Source organism: Chitinophaga qingshengii (genome assembly GCF_014529935.1).
GTDB classification, from domain to species: domain Bacteria; phylum Bacteroidota; class Bacteroidia; order Chitinophagales; family Chitinophagaceae; genus Chitinophaga; species Chitinophaga qingshengii.
In genome coordinates, this window is sequence record NZ_JACVFC010000005.1 from 109,810 (window position 1) to 136,709 (window position 26,900).

Here is a 26,900-nt window from a genome sequence, read left to right on the forward strand (position 1 = left end):
CTGCATCAACACAAACATGATAAGGGGTATCTGAAGATGAACAGCCAGGGCATTAAGCCCTGGCTGTTTACATTTTATTTACACCGGAATATCCAGCCCTGCCTCGCGCGCCTGTTGCTCATATTGCAGTGCTTTGGTTTCATCTTTCACCTCCTCATTATAACGGTACATGCGACGCAGCTCCAGCACGGCATCCTCCATGCCAAACTCCATGGCTTTCATATAATGGGAGAGTGCTTTCCGTGCATCCGGTTTCACGCCTTCTCCTGTTTCGTATAGCCGTGCCAGATTGAAGGCGCAGAAGGAATCTTTATTTTTAATGCCTTTGCGATAGGCATCTACGGCGTTTTTATAGTCTTCTTTTGCTTCAAAGAGAATACCTGCATAGTTATAGCAGTCAACCCCCAGGTTGCTGGCATACAGGAAATGTTTCAGCGCCAGCTGATGGTCTTTGGGTACTTTGACGCCTTCGTAGTACAACATGGCAAGGTTGTAATGGGCATACGGTACATGTTGCGAAGCGGCCTGCTGGTATAATTCCAGCGCTTTACGTATATCCGGCGACGTACCGGTACCATACTGGTAACAGTTACCCAGTCCATTGGCTGCATGAGGAGAACCGGCTTTCACTCCACGGTCATACCAGTCGAAAGCTGCCATGGCATCAACATATCCCCCGATGGTTTCATAAATATATCCCAGGTCATTCATGGAACCGGCATCACCTTTGGCAGCTGCTTTCTTGTAAAGGCGTATAGCCTGCTCATAATCCTTTGCCTCAAATGCTTCAAACCCTTTCTCATACAACAAATCACCCGGAATGTCTTCTCCCGCCAGCCGGGTGAGTATAGCCAGTGATGTATCGGAATAACGGTAACGGGTGTCCGAACTAATCTCTTTAGCAATATCTGCTGATGTTAGCTGTTTGATGCTGGCATCCTGGCTAATGGCAAAAGCGGTATCACCCTGGATGGCAATCGCGTCCCAACTATTGGTATTATGCCAGGTATATTCCCGCAGGATAGTATCGTACACGGGGGGGATCAGCGGATAATCCCAGATATACATGCCTTCTTTGCCATCCTGGGTAATAATACAGGCATAACTTTCTGTTAGTTCAATACCCACCGGCGAAAGCGGCACCAGCCAGCCTTTGGAGACGGAGAAAATGCCGTTGAGGTTACCCTGCCGCACAATCATGGTGTCAAATAGGATGGATTCCAGCTTGTCATACACCATGGGCAACAGCTCCTTGCCTTCGGCGGTATAAAGGCCGTACTGCAACTTCGGTTTCCAGCGTATAAAGTAAAAGATGGCGTTCCCCTGGTAGGTACCGCCCCATGCCACAGCGTCAACGTCGTCGTTGCCGATACGGGTAAACTCCGGTGTATAGTAGTGGCGCATACCTGTATCCAGGTGCCGGGCATTGAATACGGGGCTATCCGTGAAATATTCCGGGCGCATATCAGCATCAAAGTCAAAGGGCAACAACAGTGTACCGGCTGCATTAATAACGCCGTAACGTCCGTTGCGGCCTGCGATGTATCGTTGAGGCGACTCGGAGAGGATACTGATATCATCATATCCGGCTGCTGGCAGCGGGGCGCCTGCCTGCAATACATAAAACTGATCGTTTACTTTCACCACCGCCCAGCTGTTGAGCGTGCTATAGGCCATGTCGTATATCAAACCAGTTACCGGTTGACCTTCGGTATTTACGTAGCCCGCTTTGCCATCCCGTATCACAACGGTGAATTTTTCGTTGTCGGGGAATTCATATACGTCATCGTATTCTGCGGGAACTATTATTTTACCGGCTATTTTCAGGCCTGTCAGTCCGTTTTCCGTGAACCGTTCCTGTCCGGAGTCCCTGCCGGGTTCATAATAGTCAGAGGTGATGACATCCCAACCGTAACCATAAACCCCGGTGCTGAAATACTGCCGGAAGGAGGTGAAACCGTAGAAGTTATGCTGTACATCCGGACATTCATTGAGCAGTAACGGGTCATTGGCTTCAATCGCCGCTTCAATGGCGGCATTGGTATGTTGGATCTGTTCCAGTAATTCAGCGCCCTGCTCCTCATGCGGAATGTCGTTCATGCTAAACACGTCCGCTGTATAAAGATGGAAGCTATCATACCGCATTTTAGTGGTCAGGAAGTCGTAGATGTTTTCTTTGTTGACCCGGAATGCTGCCGGGTCATCGGTCAGCACTTCCGCATGGGCATCAATGAAATCATAGAGCCGTATCAGTGCCAGAATGCCTTCGGTGGCATTGCCATAAATACCGCCAACCTGGTTATGGGAGGCTGCACCCAGGTAAGGGCGACCGGCAAATAAAGGATGTAAAAAGAAAGGAAATTCGTATTTCCATTCCATCATATGGACGCTGCCTGCCTGCGGGAGTTCAGTATATTCAGGTACACCATCCTCCGTGGGACGGTACGCTTCGTTGGGCAAGTTAAACAGGTAGATACGGTGCGACATGACACAAGTTTTATACTTCCGGGCCGTAGCCCGCTATCGGTTAACAAAGCGCCAAATTGGGGTATTTTCAGACATCTACCAAAAAATCTGCATAAAATATTATATTGCCGGCTGTTTTAAAATTTAAAAAATGACCCTGGCCATTCATGAAACCGGCGCTGTACGCATAGCAGAAGTTGTTGCCGACGATATACTGATCAATACCCCGGAAGAAGCATTACAATTGATAGTGGATGTTTATTATCAAAATTTTGAGAAAATGATTATCCATGAAAAAAATATCATCCCCGCTTTTTTTGACCTGAAAACCGGTATTGCAGGAGAAGTACTGCAGAAGTTTGTCAACTACCGGATGCAGCTGAGCATTGTCGGTACTTTTGAGCACTATACCAGTAAAAGTATCCGTGATTTTATTTATGAAAGCAACAAAGGCCGGCAGATCAGTTTTCTGTCATCGGTAGAAGAGGCGGTGGAGAAACTAAGCGGCATATAACGGAAACGTATGTACGATATTTCGGAACAATACTACAAATTTCTGCTGGAAGTACAGCTTTCAGGGAAGCGGTATTTTACTGCCGTGGGCGCTGATGTTAATCATGGATATCAGGATAAATGGCTGGTGGATGCCGCCAATCGTATGTTATGGTATAACTCCCCTGAAGCGTTGTATGCAGGTATCCTCGGTAATGACTGCGCTTTTGATGAGGTGCGCATGCAAACCTGGGCAACAAAGATGCTGGGACATGACGAACCTTACGCCAGGGTGAACCTGGACCTGCTGGTCCATTTTACGCAATGGCCAGGTGATGTTGGCGTATTGAAAGAACTGTATACAACGGTATGTTTGCTCCAGGATTATGCCATTCAGGTAGATGATCAACCTTTGCTGGATTTATTTGCCGATAGAATAATGCTGCAGTTCAAGGATGATTTGGCGGACCATGCGGTGTGGGGAAAACCTGCGCCGGATAAATTCTCTGTAGATACCAGGGAACTGGTGTTATTGCTAAAAAGTGTATATATGATACTGCTGTCTAAGATAAGATTTCAATAGAATAGATGCTGGCTAATCCCCCAAACAGCTATTAACACTAAATAACATTCCCCTCCTCACTCTGGCACGCTTTTATCATTATTACCTGCAGGAACCCAAACTGCTGCAGGGTTTGAGTACTCCGTCCATTACATCACAACAAAAAGCCAACGATCATGAAAATGTTAAAGTTTCTCGTTATAGCACTGGTGTTGATGGCGGGGTTAAGTAGCTGCCTGGTGGTCCGTGACCGTCCGGGGTACTACTCCCGCCCATATTATCACCATCATCATCACTACGGACATTGGTATAGATAAAAAAAGAGCAGGGAGGCCACGACCAGCCTCCCTGTTTGGTTCCACCTTTTTTTCTTATGTTCTTTAGGACTAAAAATCCGGCGTAAAAAACAAACCAACCATTAACGTTTTTACTACTTACCTGACAGCGCTATTTCCAGCGCTGTTTTTAAATGAGATTCAGGCAGAAGGCCGGTCTGCCGCCATATTTCCTGGTTATCTTTCATCAGTACCAGGGTAGGTACTGCCATAATCCGAAAGCGGCCGCTGAGTTCTTCTTCCTGGTCAATGTCAATCCTGCTTACCTCGAGTTGGTCCTTCATTTTTGTTGCTACCGAATCTACAATCGGCATCAGCATTTTACAGGGACCGCACCATGTGGCAAAAAACTGCAATAATATAGCGGGTTGCTGGCTCATATCTTCTTGTTTTATACCAGCAAAATTAGGGCAGGTACGTTGCGGAGTCGTGATACGTTTCGCCGGATTTTTGGTACAAACAGCAGTTTCTCAGCTGCCGTGATGCCGGTGCCCGTGGCGGTATTGCAGGGGCGTAACGCCGGTATGTTTTTTAAAGAAACGGCCGAAGTAGGACTGGTCCGCAAAGTTGAGCTGTATGGCAATGTCGGCAATGGTGGCACTGCTCTGTATCAGCTGCGCTTTGGCTTCGGTGACCAGCTGACGGTAAATAAAACTGCTGGCCGGATTACCGGTGATTTCTTTGACGGTATCATTCAGGTAATGTGGATTTACAAACAACAATTTCGCGTAGTCAGATACCTGTTTGTAATCCATATAATGTTTGGATACCAGGTTCTTAAAAGATGCTACCAGTTGCTCTTTGCGGGGCAGGTGAGGGTCGTTGTCATTATTTTGCGACAAAAAGATACGCTCGGTTTCTATCAGCAGTACGTTGAGATACAACCGCACTAACAGGTCGTCATTGAATGTTTGCCGGTTGCAATATTCCTGACGCAACTTGTTGAACAGGCCGGCTACCATGTCAGTTTCGGTGGTAGTCAGCCGGATAAAGGGCGATTTGTCATGCTGAAAGAACGGGTACTGATGCAGCTTCACCTGGTTTTTCAAACAGAGCAGAAAATAGTCAGCATCGAAGATGCAATGATACCCTTTTACATCTTTGCTCCAGTGGTGAATGGCATGGAGCTGGTTTTCCGGGATGAAGTACAGTGTCCCGGCCTCAAAGGTATGTGTATGGTAACCGATGGTTTCCTGTACGCTGCCGGCGGTGAGTAGCACCATAGTATAGAACTTCCGGCGGGTGCCGCCGAAGGTATCATGTTTGTGCAGCTGTTTCAGTTGTTCCAGCGTAGCAATCTCCAGGAAGTTGCTGGTTCTTTTGGGCGCGAGGTCGTTGCATGCCTCACAGAAGGAGTGCTCCGGGCTGGACAGGTATTCCTGTTTAAAGTCGTGCGGGTTACTAACTTCCCGGAAAGTATTTTTCAGGTAACTCATCTCTCTATATTGTCATGGCGGTGGGGTATCCTTTCAGAGCCCAGTCCATATATCCGTCATCAAATTTTCTGGCTTTGTAGCCATGCTGTGTAAGTAGGGCGACTGCTTCTTCTACCAGCATACAAAGGGAGCCGCGGCAATAGGCAACGATCTCCTGTTTTTTGGATAGTTCCCGGATACGTTTTTCCAGTTGGTCCAGTGGTATGGAAATAGCATTGTGTATATGCCCGCGATGGTATTCATCTTCCGGCCTTACATCCAGTACAATCGCGTTGCCTGCATGTACTTTTTCCAGCAGTTCTGCGGCGGTAACGGCTGTACCGTTGTGGTAACCCTTACGGTAATCGTCGATAGCTTTTTTTACTTCGGCATTATGCGCCATCCCCAGCTCCCGCAGGGATGTCCAGGTGGCGTATACATTTTCTCCGGTCAACTGGTAATAGATATGGTTGCCTTTGCGGTTGATGGCCACCAGTTGCGCATTTTTAAGCACCTGCAGATGCTGGGAGGTATTGGCGATGGTCATGCCGGTGTAACGGGCAATGGTTTCTACCGTGAAAGGTCCCTGTGCCAGCAAATCGATGATTTCCATGCGATGCGGGTTGCCCAGCGCTTTGGCCGTTTTGGACAATTCCTGGTATATCGTGTCTTTGAATTTTCTCGCAGCTGTTTTCATAGAGTAAAAATACGGAAAAATCGGGCATTCAATAGATTTATTGAATAGATAAGACAGTGCTTGCTTGAAAAACCTGACACTCACTTCGCCGCCTTCCTGAAACCCCTCATCAGCAATACCAGGCTGCAAATGGTCAGCACGCCCGCTATCAGGTAGGGCATCCCCGGAAAATATACCGGTGATGTTCCCGCTGTAGCCCAGGCGAAGCTGCCAGTCAGCACCGGCGGGGCCAGTAAAGTGGTGAGTCCCATGAGACTACCTAAACCTCCCTGTAGCTCACCTTGTTCGTTGTCGGGCATAGCGCCGGCGACAATGCTCTGCATGGCGGTGCCCTGTATACTGCCGGCAATGTAGATCATCAAAGCCGGCAGCAGTACCCACTGCCACCAGGCGAAAGCAAACAGCAGGTATCCGGCGGTCATACACAGGAGACCGATAACGGCTATCTGTTTATCGGGGAGCCGCCGGCTTACGACGCCTACGAGCCAGGTTTGCGACAGCACAGACAACAACCCCACGAAAGCCAGCGAATACCCTATCAGCTGGTTACTCCACCCGAATTTTTCGATGGTGAAGAAGGCCCACACACTCTCCATACTATGTGTGGCGAAGGAAATCAGTAACATGGACAGTATCAGTGATTTCACCAGCGGAAACCGCGCAAGGTGCCGCAATGCGCCCAGTGGGTTGGCCCGTTTCCAGTCAAATGGACGACGATGTTCTACTGGTAAGGACTCCGGGAAAAAGAAATAGCCCAGGATACAGTTGAGAAAACTGAGCGCTGCTGCAGCGATAAACGGGGTATGGGTACCCCATTGTCCCAGCGCGCCGCCAATAGCGGGACCAACAATGAAACCTAATCCGAAGGCGGCGTTGATCAGTCCATAGTGACGGGTCCTGTTTTCATCAGTGCTGATGTCGGCTATACAAGCAGAAGCTACGGCGTAACTGGCGCCGGTAATACCGGCAATAGCGCGGCCAACAAACAACCAGGCTATATTCGGCGCAAAGGCCAGGAAAAGGCAGTCGATGGAGAAGCCCAGCAGGGAAGATAGCAACACGGGCCGTCGTCCATAATGGTCGCTCAAACCACCCAGTACAGGTGCAAAAATAAATTGCATGGAAGCGTAGGCGAAGGCCAGCCAGCCGCCGTAACGGGCTGCTGTGCTTATGTCTGCATGAAGTAATTCCCGCAGCAGCTGCGGCAGTACGGGGAAAATCAAACCAAAACCGGCAGTGTCTATCACTACCACCAGGATAATAAATAATAGCCGGGACGGATATACGGACGACATACGTATATAATAGTATTAAAGTGGGAAAAATTATAAGACATCCCGGCCGGAATGTACTTGCCGGGAAAAGATGCAGGCGGGTGCCGGTGCAGAAAATAGAAATTATTGTCTCATAATAGGAGTAAAGGTAGGGCTAATTCTCCAAAGAACGAATGGTCATCATTGGCTATACGCAAAAAGGCGGTCGCCTGTCTGCCGGGCGACCGCTGGGGAATAACAAGGGAAGATATCAGTTCACCTGGGTATCTCCCGGAAAATAACTGCGGGGTTGTTTATTTTTTTCTTCTCTCCATTTCACGAACATAATGTGTTGAACAAATTCCAGGAACTGGTAATCATCTACCAATGTGCCCAGGGTTAGTCCCTCAGGATAGCCGTTATCGGTAGTGCGGGCTACTTCAAAACAAGTTAGTTTTTCCTGTAACGCTAAGGTAAGGGACCTGACCAAATCGGGGAATACGGCGAAGGCCTCCTGCATAATACGTTGACCCATAGGAGTTTGTTTTAACTCCTGGATACGCTGATGCGTGATAGGGGGCAGTGAAACGCCGGGTTGCTGAAAATTTTGGCCTGTAATCATTGTTTTAGTTTTCGCTTTAGGTCAGTTTGGTTAATAGTCAGGCTTTTATATGCCCGTTAATATTGATTAGAGGACAGATTTTAGAAAAGGTTACAAAATATTCGCATTTTTTGTAACTTATTTTCACTTTAACCATCTAATACTTGATTGAATGAGTATAATTCAACCTATTGACACGCTTACTGACAATGAAATTATCGCCAGGGTACTGGCTGGAGAGAAACGGTTGTACGAACAACTGATGCGTCGCCACAATACCAGCCTGTTCCGGCTTGGGATGTCCTTTTTGAACAACGATATGGACGTGGAAGATGTGATGCAGCTTACCTATATCAATGCCTACCAGCACCTTGACAAATTCCGGATGGAAGCCGCTTTTGGCACCTGGCTCAAACGGATTTTGATCAATGAGTGCCATCAGCACCTGAAAAAAGGGAAAAGGAGCGCCAGCGAAGATATTTCAACTGTGGAGCAACGTCAGGAAATTCCGAATACCAAAGAAACACCTGTGGACACAGTCATTAACAAAGAGTTGGGCAAAGTGCTGGAACAAGCACTGCTGAATATTCCGGAAAAATACCGGGCCGTTTTCGTGCTCCGGGAAATGGAACAACTCAGCGTGGCGGATACCAGTAAAGTACTGGATATCTCCCGGGTGAATGTGAAAGTCCGCCAGATCAGGGCCAAAATGATGCTGCGCGAACATATTACCAACTTCTACAAAAACGATGTGGTGTTCCCATTCCACCTTATCCGCTGCGACAGAATCGTTTTCAGTGTGCTCGACAAACTGGGTATCAAATAATTAACCGTTCGTTATTTATAGTAAGGGTTGGCTCAACGGCCAACCCTTTTGTTTTCAAGATAATTTTGTGGCGGTTCCCCCTCAAAGTCCACCACTCCCAACCACTAGCGCGTTTGAAAGGCCCATAAGGAATTAATTTTCAGGCAACTTCTTATATATTTAAATAATATGATTATATTGCTGGTAGAAAGAGATGCTCAATTTAATCGTATCAGTTCCAGCAGCTTGTGTAGACGGTATATGACGCATGATGATTCCCGGACCAAAATGATTTCCCTATAGATGTGACTTATACATCATATTCCAATCAGCATCCTATCATTTATTTAAATTTAAGTTTACCCAATGTTGAAACTACCTAAAGTCATCAGTGTAGTATGTGGTGTTATTTTCATGCTGGCAGCCTGTAAAAGTAATTCCGGAAACCGGGCCAGACAGCAAGTGCCTATAACCGACAGTATAACGGAAACGCCAGCGGTAACAGAAGGCCCTGTTAAACCGGCTACCTATAAGGTGTTTATCGAAAACTCCGGTAGTATGAACGGCTATGTGAATGTCAATTCGGCTTTTAAAAATGCCGTGATGGGGTATATCACCGACCTCAAAACAAAAGATGTCGCCGGTCAGCTTAACATCTATTATATCAATAAACAGGTCTGCCCGCAAAAAGAAAATGCCCTCCCGGATGAAATAAAGAATTTCTTTCAAAACCTCAACCCGGTCAGCTTTAATAACTCCGGCTGTGGTACCAGCACCTCCTACATCCCTGAAATTATCAGGCATGTGGTAGATAGTATTAAAACAGATGTCAACATACTGATATCAGATTTTATTTTTTCAGATGCGGACGGTACTTCCCCGGCTTACCTGGAAGCGGCCCAGCATACGTTAAAATTATACCTGGCAGAAGCACTTAAATCACAGGATTTTGCGACAGTTATTGTGAAGCTGCATTCCAACTTCGACGGCAAATATTATATCGAGAGCAAACGTCCTGCTGTGGTGGATTTTACCGGTCGCCCTATTTCCCGCCCTTATTACATGGTAATTTTCGGTAAACCGGAACGGCTGCGCCCTATGCTGGATAAAATAGATTTCACACAGTATAACGGCTATGAAAACGCTTGTTACCTGTTCCCTCCGGGTAAACAAAAGATAAATGCCAAGATCGTACTGAACGATAAAATAGGCAACTTTAAAGTCGCCTTCCCCGCTACCAACCTGGTAGTCAATCACGCCTCCACGGGGAAAGACAGAAATGACGACAGCGACAAGTTCCAGTTTTCACTAGCGGCCAATCTCGGCTACCTGAAAACAGACAAACAATATTTACTGGATGTATCGCAGTACCAGGTGCCGGATAACTACCGCCTGGTATCGGTAAAAGAAACCGGGCCGCTGGCAGGGCCAGGCCTTGAAGGCTATACGCACCTGTTCACTTTACAAACTACCGCCCTGCAACCCAATCAGGAGGTATACATCCGCTTGAAACCAAAATTGCCGGATTGGGTGGCCGCTTCTTCCACTAACGATGATTCCCGGCCGGCTGACTCCCTCCAGCAGCGGCAGACTTTCGGCTTCGCCTACCTCATAAAAGGAATGGCCGGCGCTTATACCAACCACTATGCAGATGCCGCACAGTTTGCCTTACAGGTGAAGGTGAGCAAGGACGAAGCCGGGAAATCCAACTCCCGCGGCGGTTTCCCCTGGTGGATCGTAGGCGCTATCGTACTGGTATTAGGTGGAATATTCATCATGAAAAGAAGATAATAAACATACAAGTATGGAATTTGTCATTACACTTTTTGAATCTTTAGGCCTGTACTCCGATGCCAATGGCCTGGGAGAACATCTTCGGGGCCTCGATGTGTCCTGCACCGGTTTTACCGGCGCTTCCATTTATAACCAGGTGTTCATATGGTTGTTTGTGATCAACACTGCTATCGTGGTAAACTATTATTACCTGGCCTTCAACAGACGCCCCTGGAACAAAGCGTGGAAATGGGCGCTGAATATACTCATTGGCGCATTGCTGGTGGCCGGCATCGCCTATACGCTGCCACATAATGACCTGGAAACAAACAATATCTGCCAGCAGCTGGGTGTCACCAATTCAGACTGCATAGGCTTCGCTACTGCGGCGGCCATCTATTCTCTTGTATGGTCTTTTGTCTTATCCATGGTGATTAAATGGAAAAGTGGTGTTAACAAAAAAGTTCCTTTCTGATTATGGCAAAGCTCTTTCTTTTTGCAATCGGCGGTACCGGGTCCAGGGTGGTAAAAGCGTTGACCATGCTGATGGCTTCCGGGGTGGACATCAAAAACACGGATACCATCATCCCCATTATCATTGACCCCGACAGTGCGAATGGCGACCTTACCCGGACGGTAGATATCCTGAAGCTGTATAAAGAAATCCGGGAAAAAGGAAGTTCACCGGATACCGGTTTCTTTCAGGTAAAACTCTCTTCCCTGGATGAACTGGGCGACCAGCGTTTTGTGTCCGATAATTTTAAGTTTGATATCGATGGGGTGAAAGAACAACTGTTCAAAGAGTTTATCGGATATAGTGAGTTGGACCGGAATAACCGTGCCTTCGCTTCCCTGTTGTTCTCTAAAGCCAACCTGGAAGCCGATATGGAAGTAGGTTTCAAAGGAAATCCCAATATCGGCAGCGTGGTGCTCAATAAGTTCAAAGACTCTGAGTTTTTCCGCAAGTTCGCCTCCAACTTTGAACAGGATGACCGCATTTTTATCGTCAGTTCCATATTTGGCGGTACCGGTGCTGCCGGTTTCCCGCTGATACTGAAAAATATCCGGGAAGCCAGAAGTCCGCTGCCACATCACCATTTCCTGCAAAATGCCCGCATCGGCGCCGTAACCGTGTTGCCTTACTTCGGAGTAGATAAAAATGAACAGACCAGTATCGACAGCAATACCTTTATCTCCAAAACAAAAGCGGCATTATCCTATTACGCCAGGAATGTAAGTGGTAATAATACGATCAACGCCTTGTATTATATCGGCGATAAAGTGACCAACGACCATAAAGGCGCTGATGGCGCGCATGAACAGCGTAACAAAGCACATTTTATAGAACTGGCTGCAGCCCTTAGTATCGTGGATTTTATGGAATTGCCGGATGCAGATCTGCAGGTAGACCAGGGCAGGGCAGTAGGACCGCGCTTCTACGAGTTTGGTCTGAAAAAGGAAACTGCTGCTATCGGATTTGATGACCTGGCCACCCGCACCTACGACCTGATTGCCCGGCCGGTAACCCGTTATAGTTTGTTCCGCAATTTTATGGAACATCACTATGAAGCAATTTCCGTGAACCGCAGCGAAGCCTGGGCCTCTAATGGCAACAATAAACTGGCTTCCGGAGAAATGGACAGCCGTTATAAAGCAGCCATTCATCAGTTCAATAAACACTACGCTGAATGGCTGACAGAAATGGCTGGTTCCAATGTGGCTTTCAGGGCCATTAACCCGCAACAATCCGGAAAAGACCTCTATAACCTGGTCAATAGTAAGCCCGCTAAAAAAGGCGTGCTCAAATCATTGTTCCAGGGTACCGGGGTGGACAGCTTTTTGGGTGCATTATCCAAAAAAGAACCTGAGTTCGACCATCTGCAGAACACTAAGAAACTACTGGCTTTGTTCTATCATACCACCGCAGAAGTCACAGAAAAGGAAATCGGTATTTAAAGTTTTTTAACCGTAAGCTATGAGCAAAATATTTCGTTTGCATTCCGGCGCAGGAGAAAATGTGGAACACTGGCAACCGGCGCCGGGGCATTTGTCCGATAATTTTATTAATTCCATTGAAGATCCGGCAGGCTCCAGTGCCCATACACAAATCACCTCCATCCCTTCTCCCTTTGCCCGGATGGACCTGGTGAGAACGGCTTTCCGTTATGTGGCCGGCAGAAAGGAACCGGATGGTGTCACCATCTATCACCGTATGTTGTCCGACTGCCTGGATATCGCTGAGATTTTTTTTAATATAGATGCCCTGCGCGATAAGATAGAAATTCTGGAATGGAACGCCGGTATCACCAGCAATGGCGGGGAACTAAGTGTAGACCCCGATAGTGAGCTGGGCAGACTGCTGCATTCCGTTAATCCCAAACACCGGCTGCTGGGCGAAACCCTGAAGATGTACCTCTTCCAGGACCAGAAGGCATTTAACTTCGCAGGACTGAAACATTGTTATCTGCTCAATTATAAACAGGGGCCGGAAATGATTAACATTATCGGTGGTACATCTCCCGCAACCTTGTTTTTCTCTTCTGCCAATGACCTGAGTTATGTAGATATCCGTTTCGGAAACGACCGTGTATTCGATAGCCAATATTGCCCGCTACATAAGCGCGGTAAAGAATTCGTGACCTTCTTTTTCCAGCTGAGGGCCGCTTTCCCCGGATTTTCGGATAAGTTCCCGGATATCAATAATTATATGGACCAGTGTTTTGAGCTGCTGGATGATACGCTCAAAGACAAGATCCGCGCTTTACAACCCGGTAGCTATGATAGCAGCTATAACCGGATTGCTGTCAATACCGAAGGAAATAACGTAGAGATACTGGGACAGCCGCTGCGGGCCAAAAACTACAGTGCGGGTGCCAACGAGGAAGATAATGACTTCATCATTGCTGCTACCAAACCAGTGTCCGGTTCATTGCCCTGTGTATTGCCGCATGAACCGTTTAATGAACCGCTACAATACGCCGGCGGCGTATGGCAGCACAACTACCACGAGCAGGTGCCCGCCTACGATGCGCGCCCGCTGTCAGAACGTACTTTGCCGAACCAGTCACATGTCAAATACCCATACCTTACTGTTAGCGACTTGTTGGAGCCTTACCTGATAAAGGTGCCTTACCCGCTGGATACGGACCGTTTTTTTGATGGCAATTATGAATGTACGCTTAGTCCCAAAAAGGATTTCGGATTTATCCTGCCGCTCAAAAAACAGTTCTTCGAGTATTTCTCCATCCGCGATTTACAGGGTGTGGTAGGCGATGGCCGTAAGATGATACAGATGACGGATTTGCCGGGTGGTATCAAAGTTACCCTACGTATACCCATCCGCCATAACCGGTATATCCAATTCTCCCGTTTATATGCCAGCAACAGGTTCCAGGATACGGTGCCACCCGTAGAAGGAAAAGATAATAAAGGCATCGTTATCGATCATCAGATTACGATGGCCATTTATCCTTTTATCCGGCTAAACGATGGGGTAGATCCCCACTACCGTGTGATGATGGTAGACCGGGACGTGGCGGCATTGACCAAACATCATCAATATTCCCTGGCATTTTACCATGAAAACAACGCGGCAGCTTCGCTTAAAATAGCGGATGTACGCCGCAGAAGCGATAAACATCAGGAGGCCGGCGTTTCTTCCACCTATTATATCCTGGAAGAAAATTTTGACTTCGCCGAAGTCACCAATTCCCTGGCCAAAGGCCTGGTGATACCGTTGTTCAAACCACAACCGGTAGCCTCCAAAACATTTAAGTTCGCCGTGGACTTCGGCACCACCAATACGCATATCGAGTATAAGTCCGGTACCGGGGAAGCCCGTGCATTCGATATCTCCGAAAAAGATGTACAGGTGGGTACCCTGCATGCCCCTACCAAAGCCACGGAAGAAGCGCTGATGAACCCGGTGTATAGTTTCGGGGCCAACAAACTGGCGCTGATCGTTAATGAGGAATTTCTCCCGTTGGTAGTAGGACAGCACACCCAGTACAAATTCCCGCAACGTACTGCCGTAAACGATAACGGTATTTTTAACCCGGAAGAATCCAATTATGCCCTGGGTGATTTTAATATTCCGTTCTGGTACCTGCGGGAAGATCCTAAAGGCGCCTATACAATTACGCCTAACCTGAAATGGGTTGATTTCAGGCATGATAAACGGTTTGAGAAAAGAGCCAAAGGATTCCTGAAACAACTGCTGCTGATGATGCGTAATAAGGTATTGCTCAATGGCGGAGACCTGGCAGCGACGGATATTGTATGGTTCTACCCGGCTAGTATGCCGCAGTACCGGCGTAACTTCCTGCATGCTGCCTGGCAAAAGTATTATCAGCGCTATTTTGGCAACCAGCCGCGTTTGTACCGTATGTCAGAATCGTTTGCACCTTTCTACTACTATTACCACAAGGAAAATGTACGGCCGCATGACCGGCCGGCGGTAAGCATCGATATCGGTGGTGGTACTACGGATATTGTGGTGTATAAAAGTGAAAAACCCGTATTGCTGACCTCCTTCCGCTATGGGGCTAATGCTCTATTTGGTGATGGATACGGTAATACCAGCCAGTTCAATGGTTTTGTACAGCATTATGAACAACCCATACACGAAGCGCTGTCTGTTACCCAGGCTCAGAAACTGACACAGGTATATCAGAAATTAAAACAAACCAATTCCAGCTCCCTGGAGCTGATCGAATTTTTCTTTTCCCTGGAAGATAACCAGCTGATCCGGGATCACCGGATTTCTCTGTCGTTTTCGCAAATGCTGGAACAACACCAGGAATTTAAACTGGTGTTTATACTGTTCTACGCTTCTATTATCTACCATGTAGCCCGACTGATGAAAGTGAAGGGGCTGGAGATACCGGAATATATCACCTTCAGCGGCAACGGTTCCAAAGTGGTGAAACTGGCTTCCAGCGGGGATAATCTGAGTACCCTGCTCGCCTATACGAAAATGATTTTCGCGGACGTGTACGAAGTGGAAGCTGCGCCGCAAATGGAATACCGCTTCTTTAAAAGCCCTAAAGAGATCACCTGTAAAGGCGGACTGGAATGTAAAGACTACCAACAGTTTGAGCAGCTGGAAAATGAAATCAGGACAGTACTGATCGGGAAAGACCATACCAGTACCGTTCCGGAAACAACGCTGCATTACAGCGGTTTGGAAAACGGAAATGTAGTCAGTGACGTAGCCACGGAAGTCGGTAGTTTTATCAACCGCTTCTTCGACTGGCATGCCCGTTTTAACTACTATAATCATTTCGGTATCAGTCCACGCCGCTTTGAAGAATACAAAGAACTGCTGCATACCAAGATCAGGGTAGACCTGATCAGCGGCATCAAAGAGAAGCTGGAGGAAGTGGATGATAACGTGCATATCAATATTGAAGAAACCCTGTTTTTTTATCCGCTGATCGGCGGTATCAACCGGTTGGCTAATAAAATTCAAACTGATAATAAGAACTAACATGCAAAAAATAATGCACTACTTATGGATCACTGTGGTGATGACGGTTTGGGTGGGAAAGAGTATGGCAGTGGATAGAGACAAGTTGGCTAAGGCCAAGCAGTTCTTGAATGCGAAGGTGACGTATATTGTCATGAAAGCGTTCGTGGATGCTAATAAGAAAAGAGATATTACATTTCAGCAGCGGTTGCAGAAGTTCGATCAGTTAAATGTAAGTGAGGTGTTGAAGGCCCCGGCTTATGCAACCTGGAAAACATTGGCTGATAGTGCATTTCGTGGCGTAAACGAGAAGATCAGCAGTTATATAGATGCTATTGACGAACAGGCGCAGGCAGATAAAGAAGCAGTTATAGCAGCTCCTGCTTTGGGTAACGAAATATTTGCCCACGCAATAGAAAAGTATCCGGAGTATAAAATGCTGTTGGCGGAAAATCAAGGGCCATTGGTAAAACAGATAGAGGTGTATCTGGACGATGCTCCTTCTGCGCCGGCCACAGCTGGGGTGTCAGCACCAACTGTAGCCTCTGTCTCCGTGGCTACTGTTACCAATGAAGCTCCCGGTTTTTTCAGTATGCAACATCTGTCATTTTGGAATCTGCTGGCAATACTATTGGGAATAGGAGCCATTGTTCTGCTGTTGATAAGCCGGGAAAAAATCAGGAAAGAACTGGGACGACATGAATTGTTATTGGACAAAGTCGATACCGGCGAAAAAAAGAGAAAGTTTTCTGAGGCGGTACCCGACAGTCCATCCGACAACCCAGGCGCGTCTGCAAAGAAAAAAAATAACTCCATTTTCGATCATCCATCTCTGGATCAGCAGCTGCAGAACAACGACATCATCAAAAATTTATCCCGCGAGATAAACGACCTGAAACAGGCGTTGGCTGCCGTGGAAAACAAAACGAAAAACAAACCGGCGCCGGAAGTGGTGCTGACCCCTGCTCCGCAGGCGCCCGATAATATCTTCTTTATGGCAGGCCCGGTAGGCAACTACTTCCCGGCCAACGCGAAATCCATGACCAGAGATAATACGGTTTACCGTTTTACCGTAAAAGATAACCGGCAGGAAGCCAACTACGAAATCCATACCACTGGTGCGCCTATCAATGAAATTGTGAGTATGCGGGAGAGTTATATTGTACCGGCTTGTGTAGAAGAAAATATCCCCGGCGCCAGCGTAAGAGGTATCAAAACCACCCGTCCCGGAACCGCCATACTGGAAGGTGACAAGTGGATCATTAAAACCAAAGCCAATATCGCTTATGAGTAATGTGTTTGAAGTATTTGAAGTAGGCGGGATTGCCGTGATCGTTGTTTGTCAGGTACTGATTTTTTTTCGAACGTACCGCCGTATCAATATCTTTAAAAATATCTTCCCGGATGCCCGTCAATTCAACGTTTCGGAATATAAACTATCGCCCCGTTTTCTGGCATTGCCTCCCTGGAAAGTACTGGCCGACCTGGACGCATATGCCTTACAAAGCCGCCCCGCGATTAAGGAAACTGAGCTGATCAGTGCCGATGGCGTATTATTACGCCATGAAGAGTACGAGCATGATGACCGGGTAAGCCTGGACCTGATCCGGGTAACGGAAGGTGGTAACTTTATCACCACAAAAATCATCTATGCCATCAATACTTACCTGATCCGCAACAGGGGAGTAGCTTCTGATTTTCACCTGATCAAGGATGTGGTGGAACGGCATACCGATGCGGTAGAAGGCGATATCAGTCAAACGGTTTCCCTGCCTTTGTACCTGGGACTGATGGGCACCTTTCTCGGCATTTTCCTGGGATTGTTCCAGCTGGCGGGGGTAGATCTGACGAAATCCAATGAAGGTATTGCGTCTTTGCTGGGTGGCGTGAAAATAGCTATGGTCGCTAGTTTGTGCGGACTTTTCCTCACCGTACTGCATACGGGTTATTTCTTCAAAGGTGCTAAATTACTGGTAGAAGATAAGAAGAATGATTTTTATACGTTTATTCAGACGGAGTTGCTGCCCTTGCTCAACCAGAACATTAACTCCACCCTGTTTTCACTTCAGCATAACCTGCATAAATTCAATGAGGAGTTCAAAGGTAATGTGGGCCGGCTTACCAATGTAATGGGTAAAAATCACGATGCTCTTATTGCTCAGGAAAGAATACTATCCACGTTGGAGGAAATTGACATCAACGCCTTTGCGAAAGCTAATGTGGTGGTACTGCGAGAGCTGCAGAAGTCTATAGAGAACTTCCGGGACTTCAATAGTACCTGGGCGCAGGCCAATGAGTTTGTTAATAACGCTAAAGGATATACGGAGAAATTAAACGTAATGATCGCCCGTTCCGATGATTTCCATGAACTGGGTCAGCAGATGATGACGATATTCGCGGAGAATAAAGCTTTGCAGGGATTCCTGCAAAGCCACTATAGTAAACTGGAAGAAAGCAGCCAGTTAATCAACGGCGCGGTAGATCAGGTAGCCAATAATCTGGGTGAAAGCCTGGAACGCATGGAGCTCTTTACACGCACCAAAATGGACCAGCTGAAAGACCTGATGATGAAGGAATACGATATGATGCAACGGGAATTGCCGGACCGTTGGAAAAAACTGGACCACCTCACCCATCTGGAGGCGGTCAATAAAGTATTGAATGAAATTAAATCCGCCAACCAGGAGCAAATGAACCGCCTGAGCACAGAGATGAAGTCCGTCAACACTAAAATGTCGGGTACCCTTACCGTGCTGGAAAAAATCAATGAAAAAAGCAGTCCTTCTATGGTCATGACCATTAAAGATGCTTTCGGTAGAATGTTCAAGGGTAAAAAAAGTGCGTCATGAAACCTGATAAAAACGACTTTTTCTGGCCCAGTTATACCGATCTGATGACCAGCCTTTTCTTTATTATGCTGGTGTTGTATGTACTGACTTATGTAAGATTGGACAGCACCATCAAGGTACAGGAGAAACAATTACAGATTGTGAAAACGGTGCAGGGGAACCTGAAGCCGTTACGGGAAGACACGACCCAGTTCAAATATGAAGATGCCCATAAACGTTATAAACTGGCTTTTGATGTAAAGTTTGTAAAAAACAAATTCGGTATCAATGCGAATGAGTTGGAGGAATATGAGGGCACTATTCAGAAAATTGACGGTGCCGGACAGAAGTTAAAAGCGGTGATCGACAGTCTGCAGGCCGCCAAGCTGGAGGCTATCCAATCGAATAAAGAAGAGCTGAAGAACATGTCCTATATCCTGGTGATTGCCGGATATGCTTCCCGAACCGGGGATGAATACCACAACTATCAGTTGAGTTATGAAAGGGCCTTAAGCCTGTGGCGGCATTGGCGCGACAAAGGAATCAATTTTGAAGCGGAGAAATACAAAGGCCTCATCGACCTGCAGATAGCGGGCAACGGCTGGGGCGGTGTAGGGCGGGAGAAAGACGAAATAGCCAACCAACGTTTTCTGATACAGATATTCCCTAAAATCCCAGACCTGGAAAGACAATGATCACACGTTTTTATACCATCATCATGAGTGGCTGCCTGGTGCTATTATCAGGTTGTACAGGGTGCTCTAAGTCCGGGCGTTTCGGACAGCACCGCGGACAGGTATCTTCCCCCAGAACAACCGTGCCTGCGGAAAATAAGTCGGCCACCGGCGGAAAAACGGTGGTGAGAATGCTGAAAGACGGCGGTATCTATAAAATACCGGTGAAGGTGAATGGGGCGGACATGTCTTTTATTTTCGATACCGGCGCTGGCCTTATCTCCATTTCCAGCGTGGAAGCGTCTTACCTGTACAAGCAGGGTACCCTGACGGCTGATGATATTGAAGGACAAGCCAAATTTATGGATGCCAATGGCGATATTTCTGTTGGTACTATTATCCGTTTAAAGGAAGTGGCCATTGGCGACCGGAAGATTCATAACGTACAGGCATCGGTGGTGCACAATTCCGTAGCGCCCTTACTTTTTGGGCAATCGGCGTTAGAACAGTTTGGGAGTATTTCCATCGACTATAAGAAGGGAACGATCACATTTGAGTGAGGATGGGCCTTTTTATGCCAAATAATGTGTATTTTTCGCCTTATGCAACATGATCGTGAAAAGGAGCGCGCAATGCTGTTACTGGTTTCTGAAGGAGATGAGCAGGCATTTACGGTGTTGGTGAAGGAATATCGCCGCAACGTATATACTGCGGCGTTACGACTGTTGCATCGGCAGGAATTGGCAGAAGAGGTGGTGCAGGACGTATTCCTGAAAGTATGGCTTCACAGAACTTCCCTGCCGGGAGTGGAACATTTCCCTGCCTGGTTGCTGGGCGTAGCCCGTAATACCATCTATACGGCTTTCCGCCGCTCCCTGAAAGATAAGCTGATACCTGTAGGTACCCCGGACGAGGAATTGCCTGCTGCCAATAATACCGAAGATCCTTTACTGAACAAGGAATATACCCAACTGCTGGAGAAAGCGATTGCACGGCTTCCGCTCCGGCAGCAACAAACCTACCGGCTTATCCGTCAGGAAGGCCATAAACGCGCGGAAGCAGCTGCGATACTGGGTGTTTCGCCTGAAACCGTTAAGTTTAACCTGGATGAGGCCAATCGCAAAGTGCGGGCTTTCTGCCTGGCGCAGCTTCCCTTGGGCGCTTTACTACTCCTTTTGAACATCAGATAAAAAAAATCTGATGCCCACCCCCCCAAACGTTTTTTTTAATAAGACTATTATAGTGATGCACGAGCATCTTTTTGTCGGATGATGTCTGAGAGAGTAATCATATTATACCAAAAATGCCTGGATGGCACTGCTGTAGCGGAAGAAAAACAGGAGCTGTCGCTGTTGCTGGAAGATCCGGCGCATGAGGCGCGGGTGAAGGCGCGTATTGAAACGTTGCTGCAGGAAGATCAGGGGCTGACGGATATCCCGGAAACTACGATGAGCTCCATGTTGCAGGCTATCTTCCAGGCGGAGTCAACGCCTGTGCGGCCAAAGACATCATTCTGGATGGTGATCCGGCGCACAGGGTGGGCGGCTGCCGCTGTCCTGGCGGTGGCGGCTACGGTATGGTGGCTGCGTCCTACGCCCAGGACTATACGACAACCGCTGGCTGTGCAGACATCGCCGGCTGCGGGTTTTAATAAGGCTGTGCTGACGCTCGCCAATGGCGAAGTAGTGCTGTTGGACAGTGCCGGTCATCGCCAGGTAAATCAGGGTACTACCCGTGTACAGCAACAGGGTGGTCAGCTATCGTATACTGCCGGCGGCCGTCAGGCTGCTGAAGGCTACAACACCCTGAGTACGCCCCGTGGCGGCCAGTTTAAGGTGATACTGCCGGATGGCACTGCCGTATGGCTGAATGCTGCATCCTCCCTGCGTTACCCGGTGGCTTTTACCGGCGGGCAGCGACAGGTGGAAATGGCCGGGGAAGCCTATTTTGAGGTGGCTCCGGATGCGGCGAAGCCGTTCACCGTGAAACTAAAAGATGGAATGCATATAGCGGTACTGGGTACCAGCTTTAACGTGAATGCCTATGCCGATGAGCCACTGGTGCGCGCTACCTTGCTGGATGGTGCAGTCAACGTATCGAAAAACAGTCGTACTGTTCGCCTGCAACCTGGTCAGCAGGTACAGGCCCCAGCCAGTGGGGACGCGCTCCGGCTGGCCATACTACCCGATGCCAGCCAAACGATTGCCTGGAAAAATGGCGCCTTTGATTTCAACCACGTGCCATTGGCGGACGCCATGCGCCAACTGGCACGCTGGTACGATATTGAAGTGGTCTATGAAGGCCGTGTCCCGGATATTACCTTCTGGGGGAAAATGGGGAGAGACTTACCCCTCAAAGATGTATTGCTGATACTGGAGATGTCACAGGTACATTGCCGCCTGGATAAAGATGGCAAGAGACTGATCATAACACCATAATCACCTGTCAGCCAAAAATAAAATGTTGCCGGAAACCCTCAAGGGTAGGCCGGTAAGGAGAATTTTTTGCGAATCATAACCAACCATTTTCGCTTTCATGGAAGTTAATTACACCAATGCCCACACCGGCAAAACCAGCTACAAAACGTTGTTCATACTCCTGTTGATGACAACGTTACTGCACCTTTCGCAGGTCTTACGAGCGCAGACTGTCACCGTTAAAGGGACCAAACTCTCCCTGGAACGGGTGCTGACAGACGTTGAAAAACAAACGGGTTATACCATCGTTGCCAATTATGAGCTGATTAAGAAGGCCGCACCGGTCAGCATCACGGCCGATAAAATGCCGCTGGAACGTTTCCTTGCTACTGTTCTGAAAGAACAGGGATTGGACTATTTTATCCGTAGCAAAACCATCACTATTACACTCAAGGGTACCGATTACCCGCCGGCATCTGGTCCTGCGGTAGTAACAAGCGTCCCTGACGTAACGGGTGTGATTACCGATAGCACGGGAAAACCATTGCCCGGCGCTACGGTGGCTGTTGTTGGTAAAGCCGGTTTTGCCCCTACCGACAACAATGGCCGCTTTAAAATCCAGGCTGCCGCCGGTGAAACGCTGGCCGCCACTTTCGTAGGCTATCAGCCGGTACAGGTAAAAATTACATCCGCTAATCAACCTATAGAGGTGAGGATGAAACCAGTGGTATCCCAGCTGAACGAATACGTGGTGGAAGTAAATACCGGTTACCAAAAGTTGAAAAAGACCCAGCTTACCGGTGCTTTCGCCACGGTAGACCGTAAATCCTACCTGCAGAGTGTACCCGTAACCGGTAACATTGTGGAGAATATGGAAGGCCGTATATCCGGCCTGGTATTGAATACGAACCAGACCGGCGTAACGGATCCCAATAATGCCAGCCCGTTCACTATCCGTGGCGTTTCTACTTTTCAGGCGGTGAAAAAACCACTGATCGTATTAAACGGGTACCCCACAGAAATTAGTATAGAATCCCTGAACCCTTATGAGATTGAATCTATCACGGTGCTGAAAGACGCCGCTGCTGCTGCGATCTACGGTGTTCGTGCATCCAATGGCGTAGTGGTGATCAATACGCTCAAAGGGGTGGACAGCAAACCGCAATTTCACCTGACAGCGGCGATGAGCGTAAAGCCCCGTCCGGATTATAACAAATTAAACCTGGAGACCGGCAAAGGGTTTGTTGACTTTGAAGTGGCCCGGGCTACCAATACCATGAAGCTCGATGGAGCAATGTCCCGGAAAAAGATCGATGCAGCCAATGGTACCTACACCCCCGTTTACGGTATAGCGGATGACTTGTACAACGGACTGATTACAAAAGAACAAGCGGATAAACTGTTGGAAACCTATGCCAGCTATGATAATACTGCTGATTACAAACGACTGTTCCTGCAAAACCAGTTGCTCCGTACCATCGATTTTAGTGTGAATGGCGGTAACCGTCAGGCTAATTATTTCCTGGGTTTTAACCGGGTCGACAATCAGCGGGGACAACGATATTCCGCTTTCGACAAAACCAGCATCAATTACAGGGGCGCTTTTGAATTTATGAAGATATTCACCCTGGATGTACAGAGTGTTTTCTCTACCATTAACGACAAAAGCGTTCCGATACCCGAATACACCAGCTTTCGACCCTATCAGCATTTCCTGGACGACGCCGGCAATCCGCTATCCGCCATGCTTTCGCCCAGTGATCCCAACATACTCGGGTTTGGCGGACAGTATGGCACTATCAGTGCTAAACGTAATGCCGATAACATCGCTATGGGGTTGTATGATAACTTGTACTATCCCTACCAGGAGATGTTTGAATCCAGCAATCACCTGAAACAAAACATCTATCGCCTGCAGGGCAACCTCCGCGCCCGCGTGATGCCGGGGCTGCAGCTCGAACTGGGAGGCGTATACGAAAGGCAACAGGGCACGCTCACCAACTGGTCCTCTGAAAATGCTTACCAAACCCGCCTTATGCTAAACTATTTTGCTGCCAGAAATCCCAATAGCAGCAAACCTCTGTTCCGCATCCCGCAAGGTGGTATCAACAAGGTGACGGAAAGCCTCATCAATACCTATACCATCAGAGCGCAGGCATCCTATAATAAATTGTTGAATGACCGTCACGACCTCTCATTCCTGCTGGGGGGAGAAGCCAGAAGGCTCACTACTTCCAGCCGCCTGAATACGGCCTTCGGGTATGATGGTAACACCCTTTCTATAAAGCCGGTCGACCTGACCCTGATCGGTAACCGGGCGTTGACAGCGGATTATGGAAATGTACTGGCGCCCACATTTGCTTATCCGTATGACTTCTCACAGTTCAACCAATACTTTAATGAAACCTGGCAGGATGACCGCTTCATTTCCGGTTATGCCAACGGCGCCTATACCTACGATGAACGTTATACCGTTACCGGTAGTTTGAGGATAGACCAATCCAATCTCTTTGGTAATGATCCCCGCTTTCGGTACACGCCTTTATGGTCCGGCGGTGTTTCCTGGAATATGCACCGTGAAAAATTCATAGCGCAGCTGTCCTGGATAGATGAACTGAAATGGCGCGCCTCCGCCGGTTACAACGGTAACATCATCAAACTGAGCGGGCCTTATACCATCCTTGGCGCGTTTATCAATACCATGACCCCTAACACCATGGTAGGGTACAGTATTAAAACCTTGCGTAATAATCAGCTGCGCTGGGAAAAAACACTGAACTATAATATCGGGCTGGACTTTGCTTTATGGCAACGTCGTGTATACGGCAGCGTGGATTACTATATCAAAAAGGGTACTGACATCTTTTCTGCGCTGGCGATCGACGCCACCAAAGGCGCTGCTAACGCGCTGGTCAATAATGCGTCTATCCGTAACAGAGGGTTGGACATCAACCTGAATTCCATCAACATACAAAACAAAAATTTCAGATGGCAAACACAGGTGACCGGCTCTTTTAACAACAGTGAAGTATTAAAAGTTGCCAACCAGTTCGATGGCTCTTACAATTATGCCCGCACCGCTTTACCGGAGAATATGGTAGGATATCCTATCAGCGCGGTGTTTGGACATAATTACCTGGGTTTGAATGAAAAAGGGCAGCCTACCGTGCAGGGAGAAGATGGCAAGCCGGTTGTATTGTCCAACAGCCCCAGAGTGGATATTCCTTTTTCTGCCCTGAAGTATATGGGTGTGAATGATCCGCGCTATGTGCTGGGATTGAACAACCGTTTTGATATAGGACAGGTTAATTTTTCTTTCCTGCTGATGTATTATGGTGGAAACATTGCCCGTATAGCGCCGCCGATTGTGGGAGATGAACGGCCGCAGGCGGGTATTCATAATTACTGGAAGAAGCCGGGAGACGAGCAATATACCATGATTCCGGGCATGTCTCCGCCTTACGGAACGCCTGGTTATTTCACCGTCAGATATGGATACGAATATGCCCAACAGTATTACCGTAAAATGGATTTTATAGTACTGCGCAATATTACGCTGGGATGGGATATAGGAGAGAAGCTTGCCAAACGTATGCGGTTGATCAGCCCTCGCCTGGCCATGCAGGTACAGAATCCGTTCAAATATGTGTTCAGTGGCAATGATGTAGATCCGGAAACGATGAACTATGTGACGGGTAACAGGGGATTACCTATCGTGCCCGCCTATACGTTTTCACTGAATGTAAATTTTTAAAATGTTTACGATGAAAAGAATTTTCCTGCTGATAGTACCCGGGATGATGTTGTCGTCCTGCAATAAGTTCCTCGAAGTAAAACCGAAAGGTGTTATCATTGCCAGCACCATCAACGATTACGAGGCGATCCTCAATGATATGACCATCGTAAATGTATTCAATGGTAAGAGCCCTTTATTGGCTACAGACGACCTGACTGACCAGACACAATCTCCACAGAACCAGATATCGCTTGATGCCAATCTATATTTCTGGAACCCCTATATTAACAGCACACCGGAAAAGCCGGAGATATGGCTGGATGCGTACCAGCGTATCGCCAGTCTGAATGTAATAACAGAAGGTGTGATGCAGGCAGAGAACGGGACAGAACAAAAGAAAAAAGCGTTGTATGCCGAAGCATTGGTATCAAAGGCTTATTGTTATATGCATTTGCTGTCGTTCTTTTCTCCGGCTTATGATCCGAAGACGGCGTCCAAAGTATATGGTGTGCCGTATATGGTATCCACAGATATCAGTGCGCCTACGCCGCCACGACTTACACTCGGGGAATCCTGCCAGCAGCTGGTAAAAGATCTACAGGCGGCGATCCCTGATTTACCGGAAACTAATGTTAACACTACCCGCGTAACCGTTGCCGCCGCTTACGCATTGCTGTCAAGGTTGTACCTGTATATGCAGGATTATCCCCAGGCGCTGAAGTACGCCGATCTGGTGATTGCCGCTAAATCCGTACGGATGCTTGATTACAATAAGTTTTTGGGGAACGCGCTGCCGGCCAGCAATATCAGTCCGGATGAAGTATTTGTTCGTTATACCGCCAATTTGCAATTCAAATATTCGGCTGATCTCCTGCAACAATACGATACCACCGCTGATCTGCGTATCCGGTTTTTTGCGGTGCGGAATGTGGCCGGTAATCCGGCTATGATGAGCTATAATAGCGCCAGGACCTACATTCCCAACCGGGGTATTACCTATGCGGAAGTGCTGCTGACGAAAGCCGAGTGCCTGGCCCGTCAGGGTTCTATTAATGCAGCCTTGGAAATTGTGAATGAAGATATCCGGAAGAACCGTTTCACACCGGCAAAATATCAGCCATTGTCGGCCTCCACTACAGAAGAAGCGATAACGGCGGTACTGGGTGAAAGGCGGCGGGAGCTGGCTTTTAAAGGCATGCGCTGGATGGATATGAAACGGTTGGATCAGGATAAACGTATGCCTGCCGTGAAGCGTATAGCCGCTAACGGTAGCACGCTGGTTACACTGGAGCCAGGCAGTCTCCGTTATACCTACCAGATACCTCTGCAGGTACAACAATTTAACCCTACCATGCCTTTAAACAAACAGTGATTTTTTA

At 47.8% G+C, this 26,900-nt stretch carries 22 protein-coding genes; 16 read left to right on the top strand and 6 right to left on the bottom strand.

The genetic code is table 11. The features are described from left to right. Positions 1-78: 78 nt before the first annotated feature. The gene (locus ICL07_RS27545; RefSeq protein WP_188091291.1) at positions 79-2,487 is read right to left on the bottom strand and encodes an SEL1-like repeat protein; all 2,409 of its coding nucleotides are present in this window, start codon (positions 2,485-2,487) and stop codon (positions 79-81) included. 130 nt (positions 2,488-2,617) lie between these two features. Here ICL07_RS27545 and ICL07_RS27550 point away from each other — a divergent pair, with 130 nt between their 5' ends. The 3 genes from ICL07_RS27550 to ICL07_RS27560 all read left to right on the top strand — a co-directional run bounded on the left by ICL07_RS27550 (position 2,618) and on the right by ICL07_RS27560 (position 3,837). Continuing rightward, the gene (locus ICL07_RS27550) at positions 2,618-2,980 is read left to right on the top strand and encodes a DUF4180 domain-containing protein (RefSeq protein ID WP_188091292.1); all 363 of its coding nucleotides are present in this window, start codon (positions 2,618-2,620) and stop codon (positions 2,978-2,980) included. A gap of 9 nt (positions 2,981-2,989) precedes the next feature. Beyond that, positions 2,990-3,541 (top strand): hypothetical protein, encoded by a 552-nt coding sequence (locus ICL07_RS27555; protein ID WP_188091293.1) that lies wholly within the window; start codon positions 2,990-2,992, stop codon positions 3,539-3,541. Positions 3,542-3,696: 155 nt separating this feature from the next. Then, positions 3,697-3,837 carry a hypothetical protein gene (locus tag ICL07_RS27560; protein WP_188091647.1) on the top strand — a complete coding sequence of 47 codons (141 nt, stop codon included), beginning with the start codon at positions 3,697-3,699 and terminating at the stop codon, positions 3,835-3,837. Positions 3,838-3,950: 113 nt separating this feature from the next. Here ICL07_RS27560 and ICL07_RS27565 read toward each other — a convergent pair whose 3' ends face one another. From ICL07_RS27565 to ICL07_RS27585, 5 genes are all read right to left on the bottom strand, one after another. Beyond that, positions 3,951-4,235: a thioredoxin family protein gene (locus ICL07_RS27565; RefSeq protein WP_188091294.1), complete on the bottom strand. Its 285-nt coding sequence runs from the start codon at positions 4,233-4,235 to the stop codon at positions 3,951-3,953. Between the two features lie 90 nt (positions 4,236-4,325). Next, complete coding sequence (locus ICL07_RS27570) at positions 4,326-5,291, bottom strand: AraC family transcriptional regulator (protein ID WP_188091295.1); 966 nt, start codon at positions 5,289-5,291, stop codon at positions 4,326-4,328. A gap of 4 nt (positions 5,292-5,295) precedes the next feature. Continuing rightward, positions 5,296-5,967 carry an ArsR/SmtB family transcription factor gene (locus ICL07_RS27575; protein ID WP_188091296.1) on the bottom strand — a complete coding sequence of 224 codons (672 nt, stop codon included), beginning with the start codon at positions 5,965-5,967 and terminating at the stop codon, positions 5,296-5,298. Positions 5,968-6,047: 80 nt separating this feature from the next. Then, positions 6,048-7,262, bottom strand: coding sequence for a TCR/Tet family MFS transporter (locus ICL07_RS27580; RefSeq protein ID WP_188091297.1), 1,215 nt, complete (start codon positions 7,260-7,262; stop codon positions 6,048-6,050). 229 nt (positions 7,263-7,491) lie between these two features. Next, positions 7,492-7,842, bottom strand: a complete 351-nt coding sequence (locus ICL07_RS27585; protein WP_188091298.1) for a hypothetical protein — start codon at positions 7,840-7,842, stop codon at positions 7,492-7,494. Positions 7,843-7,993: 151 nt separating this feature from the next. Here ICL07_RS27585 and ICL07_RS27590 point away from each other — a divergent pair, with 151 nt between their 5' ends. The 13 genes from ICL07_RS27590 (at position 7,994) to ICL07_RS27650 (ending at position 26,893) form a co-directional block, all read left to right on the top strand. Continuing rightward, entirely contained in the window at positions 7,994-8,647 is a 654-nt protein-coding gene (locus tag ICL07_RS27590) for a sigma-70 family RNA polymerase sigma factor (RefSeq protein ID WP_188091299.1), read from the top strand. Between the two features lie 345 nt (positions 8,648-8,992). Continuing rightward, the gene (locus ICL07_RS27595) at positions 8,993-10,417 is read left to right on the top strand and encodes a hypothetical protein (RefSeq protein ID WP_188091300.1); all 1,425 of its coding nucleotides are present in this window, start codon (positions 8,993-8,995) and stop codon (positions 10,415-10,417) included. Positions 10,418-10,430: 13 nt separating this feature from the next. Further along, positions 10,431-10,874: a hypothetical protein gene (locus ICL07_RS27600; RefSeq protein WP_188091301.1), complete on the top strand. Its 444-nt coding sequence runs from the start codon at positions 10,431-10,433 to the stop codon at positions 10,872-10,874. A gap of 2 nt (positions 10,875-10,876) precedes the next feature. Then, on the top strand, positions 10,877-12,355 hold the full coding sequence (locus ICL07_RS27605) for an FtsZ/tubulin family protein (protein ID WP_188091302.1): 1,479 nt from the start codon (positions 10,877-10,879) through the stop codon (positions 12,353-12,355). Positions 12,356-12,374: 19 nt separating this feature from the next. Beyond that, the gene (locus ICL07_RS27610) at positions 12,375-15,887 is read left to right on the top strand and encodes an acetate and sugar kinases/Hsc70/actin family protein (protein WP_188091303.1); all 3,513 of its coding nucleotides are present in this window, start codon (positions 12,375-12,377) and stop codon (positions 15,885-15,887) included. Position 15,888: 1 nt separating this feature from the next. Next, positions 15,889-17,160: a hypothetical protein gene (locus ICL07_RS27615; protein ID WP_188091304.1), complete on the top strand. Its 1,272-nt coding sequence runs from the start codon at positions 15,889-15,891 to the stop codon at positions 17,158-17,160. Next, positions 17,153-18,715, top strand: coding sequence for a hypothetical protein (locus ICL07_RS27620; RefSeq protein ID WP_188091305.1), 1,563 nt, complete (start codon positions 17,153-17,155; stop codon positions 18,713-18,715). Before ICL07_RS27615 ends, ICL07_RS27620 begins: the two co-directional genes overlap by 8 nt. Continuing rightward, complete coding sequence (locus tag ICL07_RS27625; RefSeq protein WP_188091306.1) at positions 18,712-19,389, top strand: OmpA family protein; 678 nt, start codon at positions 18,712-18,714, stop codon at positions 19,387-19,389. The genes ICL07_RS27620 and ICL07_RS27625 overlap by 4 nt, the downstream gene beginning before the upstream one ends. Next, positions 19,386-19,928 carry a retropepsin-like aspartic protease family protein gene (locus tag ICL07_RS27630; protein WP_188091307.1) on the top strand — a complete coding sequence of 181 codons (543 nt, stop codon included), beginning with the start codon at positions 19,386-19,388 and terminating at the stop codon, positions 19,926-19,928. Before ICL07_RS27625 ends, ICL07_RS27630 begins: the two co-directional genes overlap by 4 nt. Positions 19,929-19,970: 42 nt before the next feature. Next, the gene (locus ICL07_RS27635; protein WP_188091308.1) at positions 19,971-20,558 is read left to right on the top strand and encodes an RNA polymerase sigma factor; all 588 of its coding nucleotides are present in this window, start codon (positions 19,971-19,973) and stop codon (positions 20,556-20,558) included. Between the two features lie 78 nt (positions 20,559-20,636). After that, complete coding sequence (locus tag ICL07_RS27640; protein ID WP_188091309.1) at positions 20,637-21,806, top strand: FecR family protein; 1,170 nt, start codon at positions 20,637-20,639, stop codon at positions 21,804-21,806. A gap of 97 nt (positions 21,807-21,903) precedes the next feature. Then, positions 21,904-25,539 (top strand): SusC/RagA family TonB-linked outer membrane protein, encoded by a 3,636-nt coding sequence (locus tag ICL07_RS27645; protein WP_188091310.1) that lies wholly within the window; start codon positions 21,904-21,906, stop codon positions 25,537-25,539. Positions 25,540-25,549: 10 nt separating this feature from the next. Next, on the top strand, positions 25,550-26,893 hold the full coding sequence (locus ICL07_RS27650) for a RagB/SusD family nutrient uptake outer membrane protein (RefSeq protein WP_188091311.1): 1,344 nt from the start codon (positions 25,550-25,552) through the stop codon (positions 26,891-26,893). The last annotated feature ends 7 nt before the right edge of the window (positions 26,894-26,900 follow it).

Excerpts from the sequence above, each read along its gene's own strand:
- ICL07_RS27590 (WP_188091299.1), top strand. The coding sequence starts at position 7,994 with ATGAGTATAATTCAACCTATTGACACGCTTACTGACAATGAAATTATC.
- ICL07_RS27650 (WP_188091311.1), top strand. The coding sequence starts at position 25,550 with ATGAAAAGAATTTTCCTGCTGATAGTACCCGGGATGATGTTGTCGTCC.
- ICL07_RS27555 (WP_188091293.1), top strand. The coding sequence starts at position 2,990 with ATGTACGATATTTCGGAACAATACTACAAATTTCTGCTGGAAGTACAG.
- ICL07_RS27580 (WP_188091297.1), bottom strand. The coding sequence starts at position 7,262 with ATGTCGTCCGTATATCCGTCCCGGCTATTATTTATTATCCTGGTGGTA.
- ICL07_RS27550 (WP_188091292.1), top strand. The coding sequence starts at position 2,618 with ATGACCCTGGCCATTCATGAAACCGGCGCTGTACGCATAGCAGAAGTT.
- ICL07_RS27595 (WP_188091300.1), top strand. The coding sequence starts at position 8,993 with ATGTTGAAACTACCTAAAGTCATCAGTGTAGTATGTGGTGTTATTTTC.
- ICL07_RS27545 (WP_188091291.1), bottom strand. The coding sequence starts at position 2,487 with ATGTCGCACCGTATCTACCTGTTTAACTTGCCCAACGAAGCGTACCGT.
- ICL07_RS27560 (WP_188091647.1), top strand. The coding sequence starts at position 3,697 with ATGAAAATGTTAAAGTTTCTCGTTATAGCACTGGTGTTGATGGCGGGG.
- ICL07_RS27575 (WP_188091296.1), bottom strand. The coding sequence starts at position 5,967 with ATGAAAACAGCTGCGAGAAAATTCAAAGACACGATATACCAGGAATTG.
- ICL07_RS27630 (WP_188091307.1), top strand. The coding sequence starts at position 19,386 with ATGATCACACGTTTTTATACCATCATCATGAGTGGCTGCCTGGTGCTA.
- ICL07_RS27645 (WP_188091310.1), top strand. The coding sequence starts at position 21,904 with ATGGAAGTTAATTACACCAATGCCCACACCGGCAAAACCAGCTACAAA.
- ICL07_RS27615 (WP_188091304.1), top strand. The coding sequence starts at position 15,889 with ATGCAAAAAATAATGCACTACTTATGGATCACTGTGGTGATGACGGTT.
- ICL07_RS27635 (WP_188091308.1), top strand. The coding sequence starts at position 19,971 with ATGCAACATGATCGTGAAAAGGAGCGCGCAATGCTGTTACTGGTTTCT.
- ICL07_RS27625 (WP_188091306.1), top strand. The coding sequence starts at position 18,712 with ATGAAACCTGATAAAAACGACTTTTTCTGGCCCAGTTATACCGATCTG.
- ICL07_RS27570 (WP_188091295.1), bottom strand. The coding sequence starts at position 5,291 with ATGAGTTACCTGAAAAATACTTTCCGGGAAGTTAGTAACCCGCACGAC.
- ICL07_RS27605 (WP_188091302.1), top strand. The coding sequence starts at position 10,877 with ATGGCAAAGCTCTTTCTTTTTGCAATCGGCGGTACCGGGTCCAGGGTG.
- ICL07_RS27640 (WP_188091309.1), top strand. The coding sequence starts at position 20,637 with ATGATGTCTGAGAGAGTAATCATATTATACCAAAAATGCCTGGATGGC.
- ICL07_RS27585 (WP_188091298.1), bottom strand. The coding sequence starts at position 7,842 with ATGATTACAGGCCAAAATTTTCAGCAACCCGGCGTTTCACTGCCCCCT.
- ICL07_RS27610 (WP_188091303.1), top strand. The coding sequence starts at position 12,375 with ATGAGCAAAATATTTCGTTTGCATTCCGGCGCAGGAGAAAATGTGGAA.
- ICL07_RS27565 (WP_188091294.1), bottom strand. The coding sequence starts at position 4,235 with ATGAGCCAGCAACCCGCTATATTATTGCAGTTTTTTGCCACATGGTGC.
- ICL07_RS27620 (WP_188091305.1), top strand. The coding sequence starts at position 17,153 with ATGAGTAATGTGTTTGAAGTATTTGAAGTAGGCGGGATTGCCGTGATC.
- ICL07_RS27600 (WP_188091301.1), top strand. The coding sequence starts at position 10,431 with ATGGAATTTGTCATTACACTTTTTGAATCTTTAGGCCTGTACTCCGAT.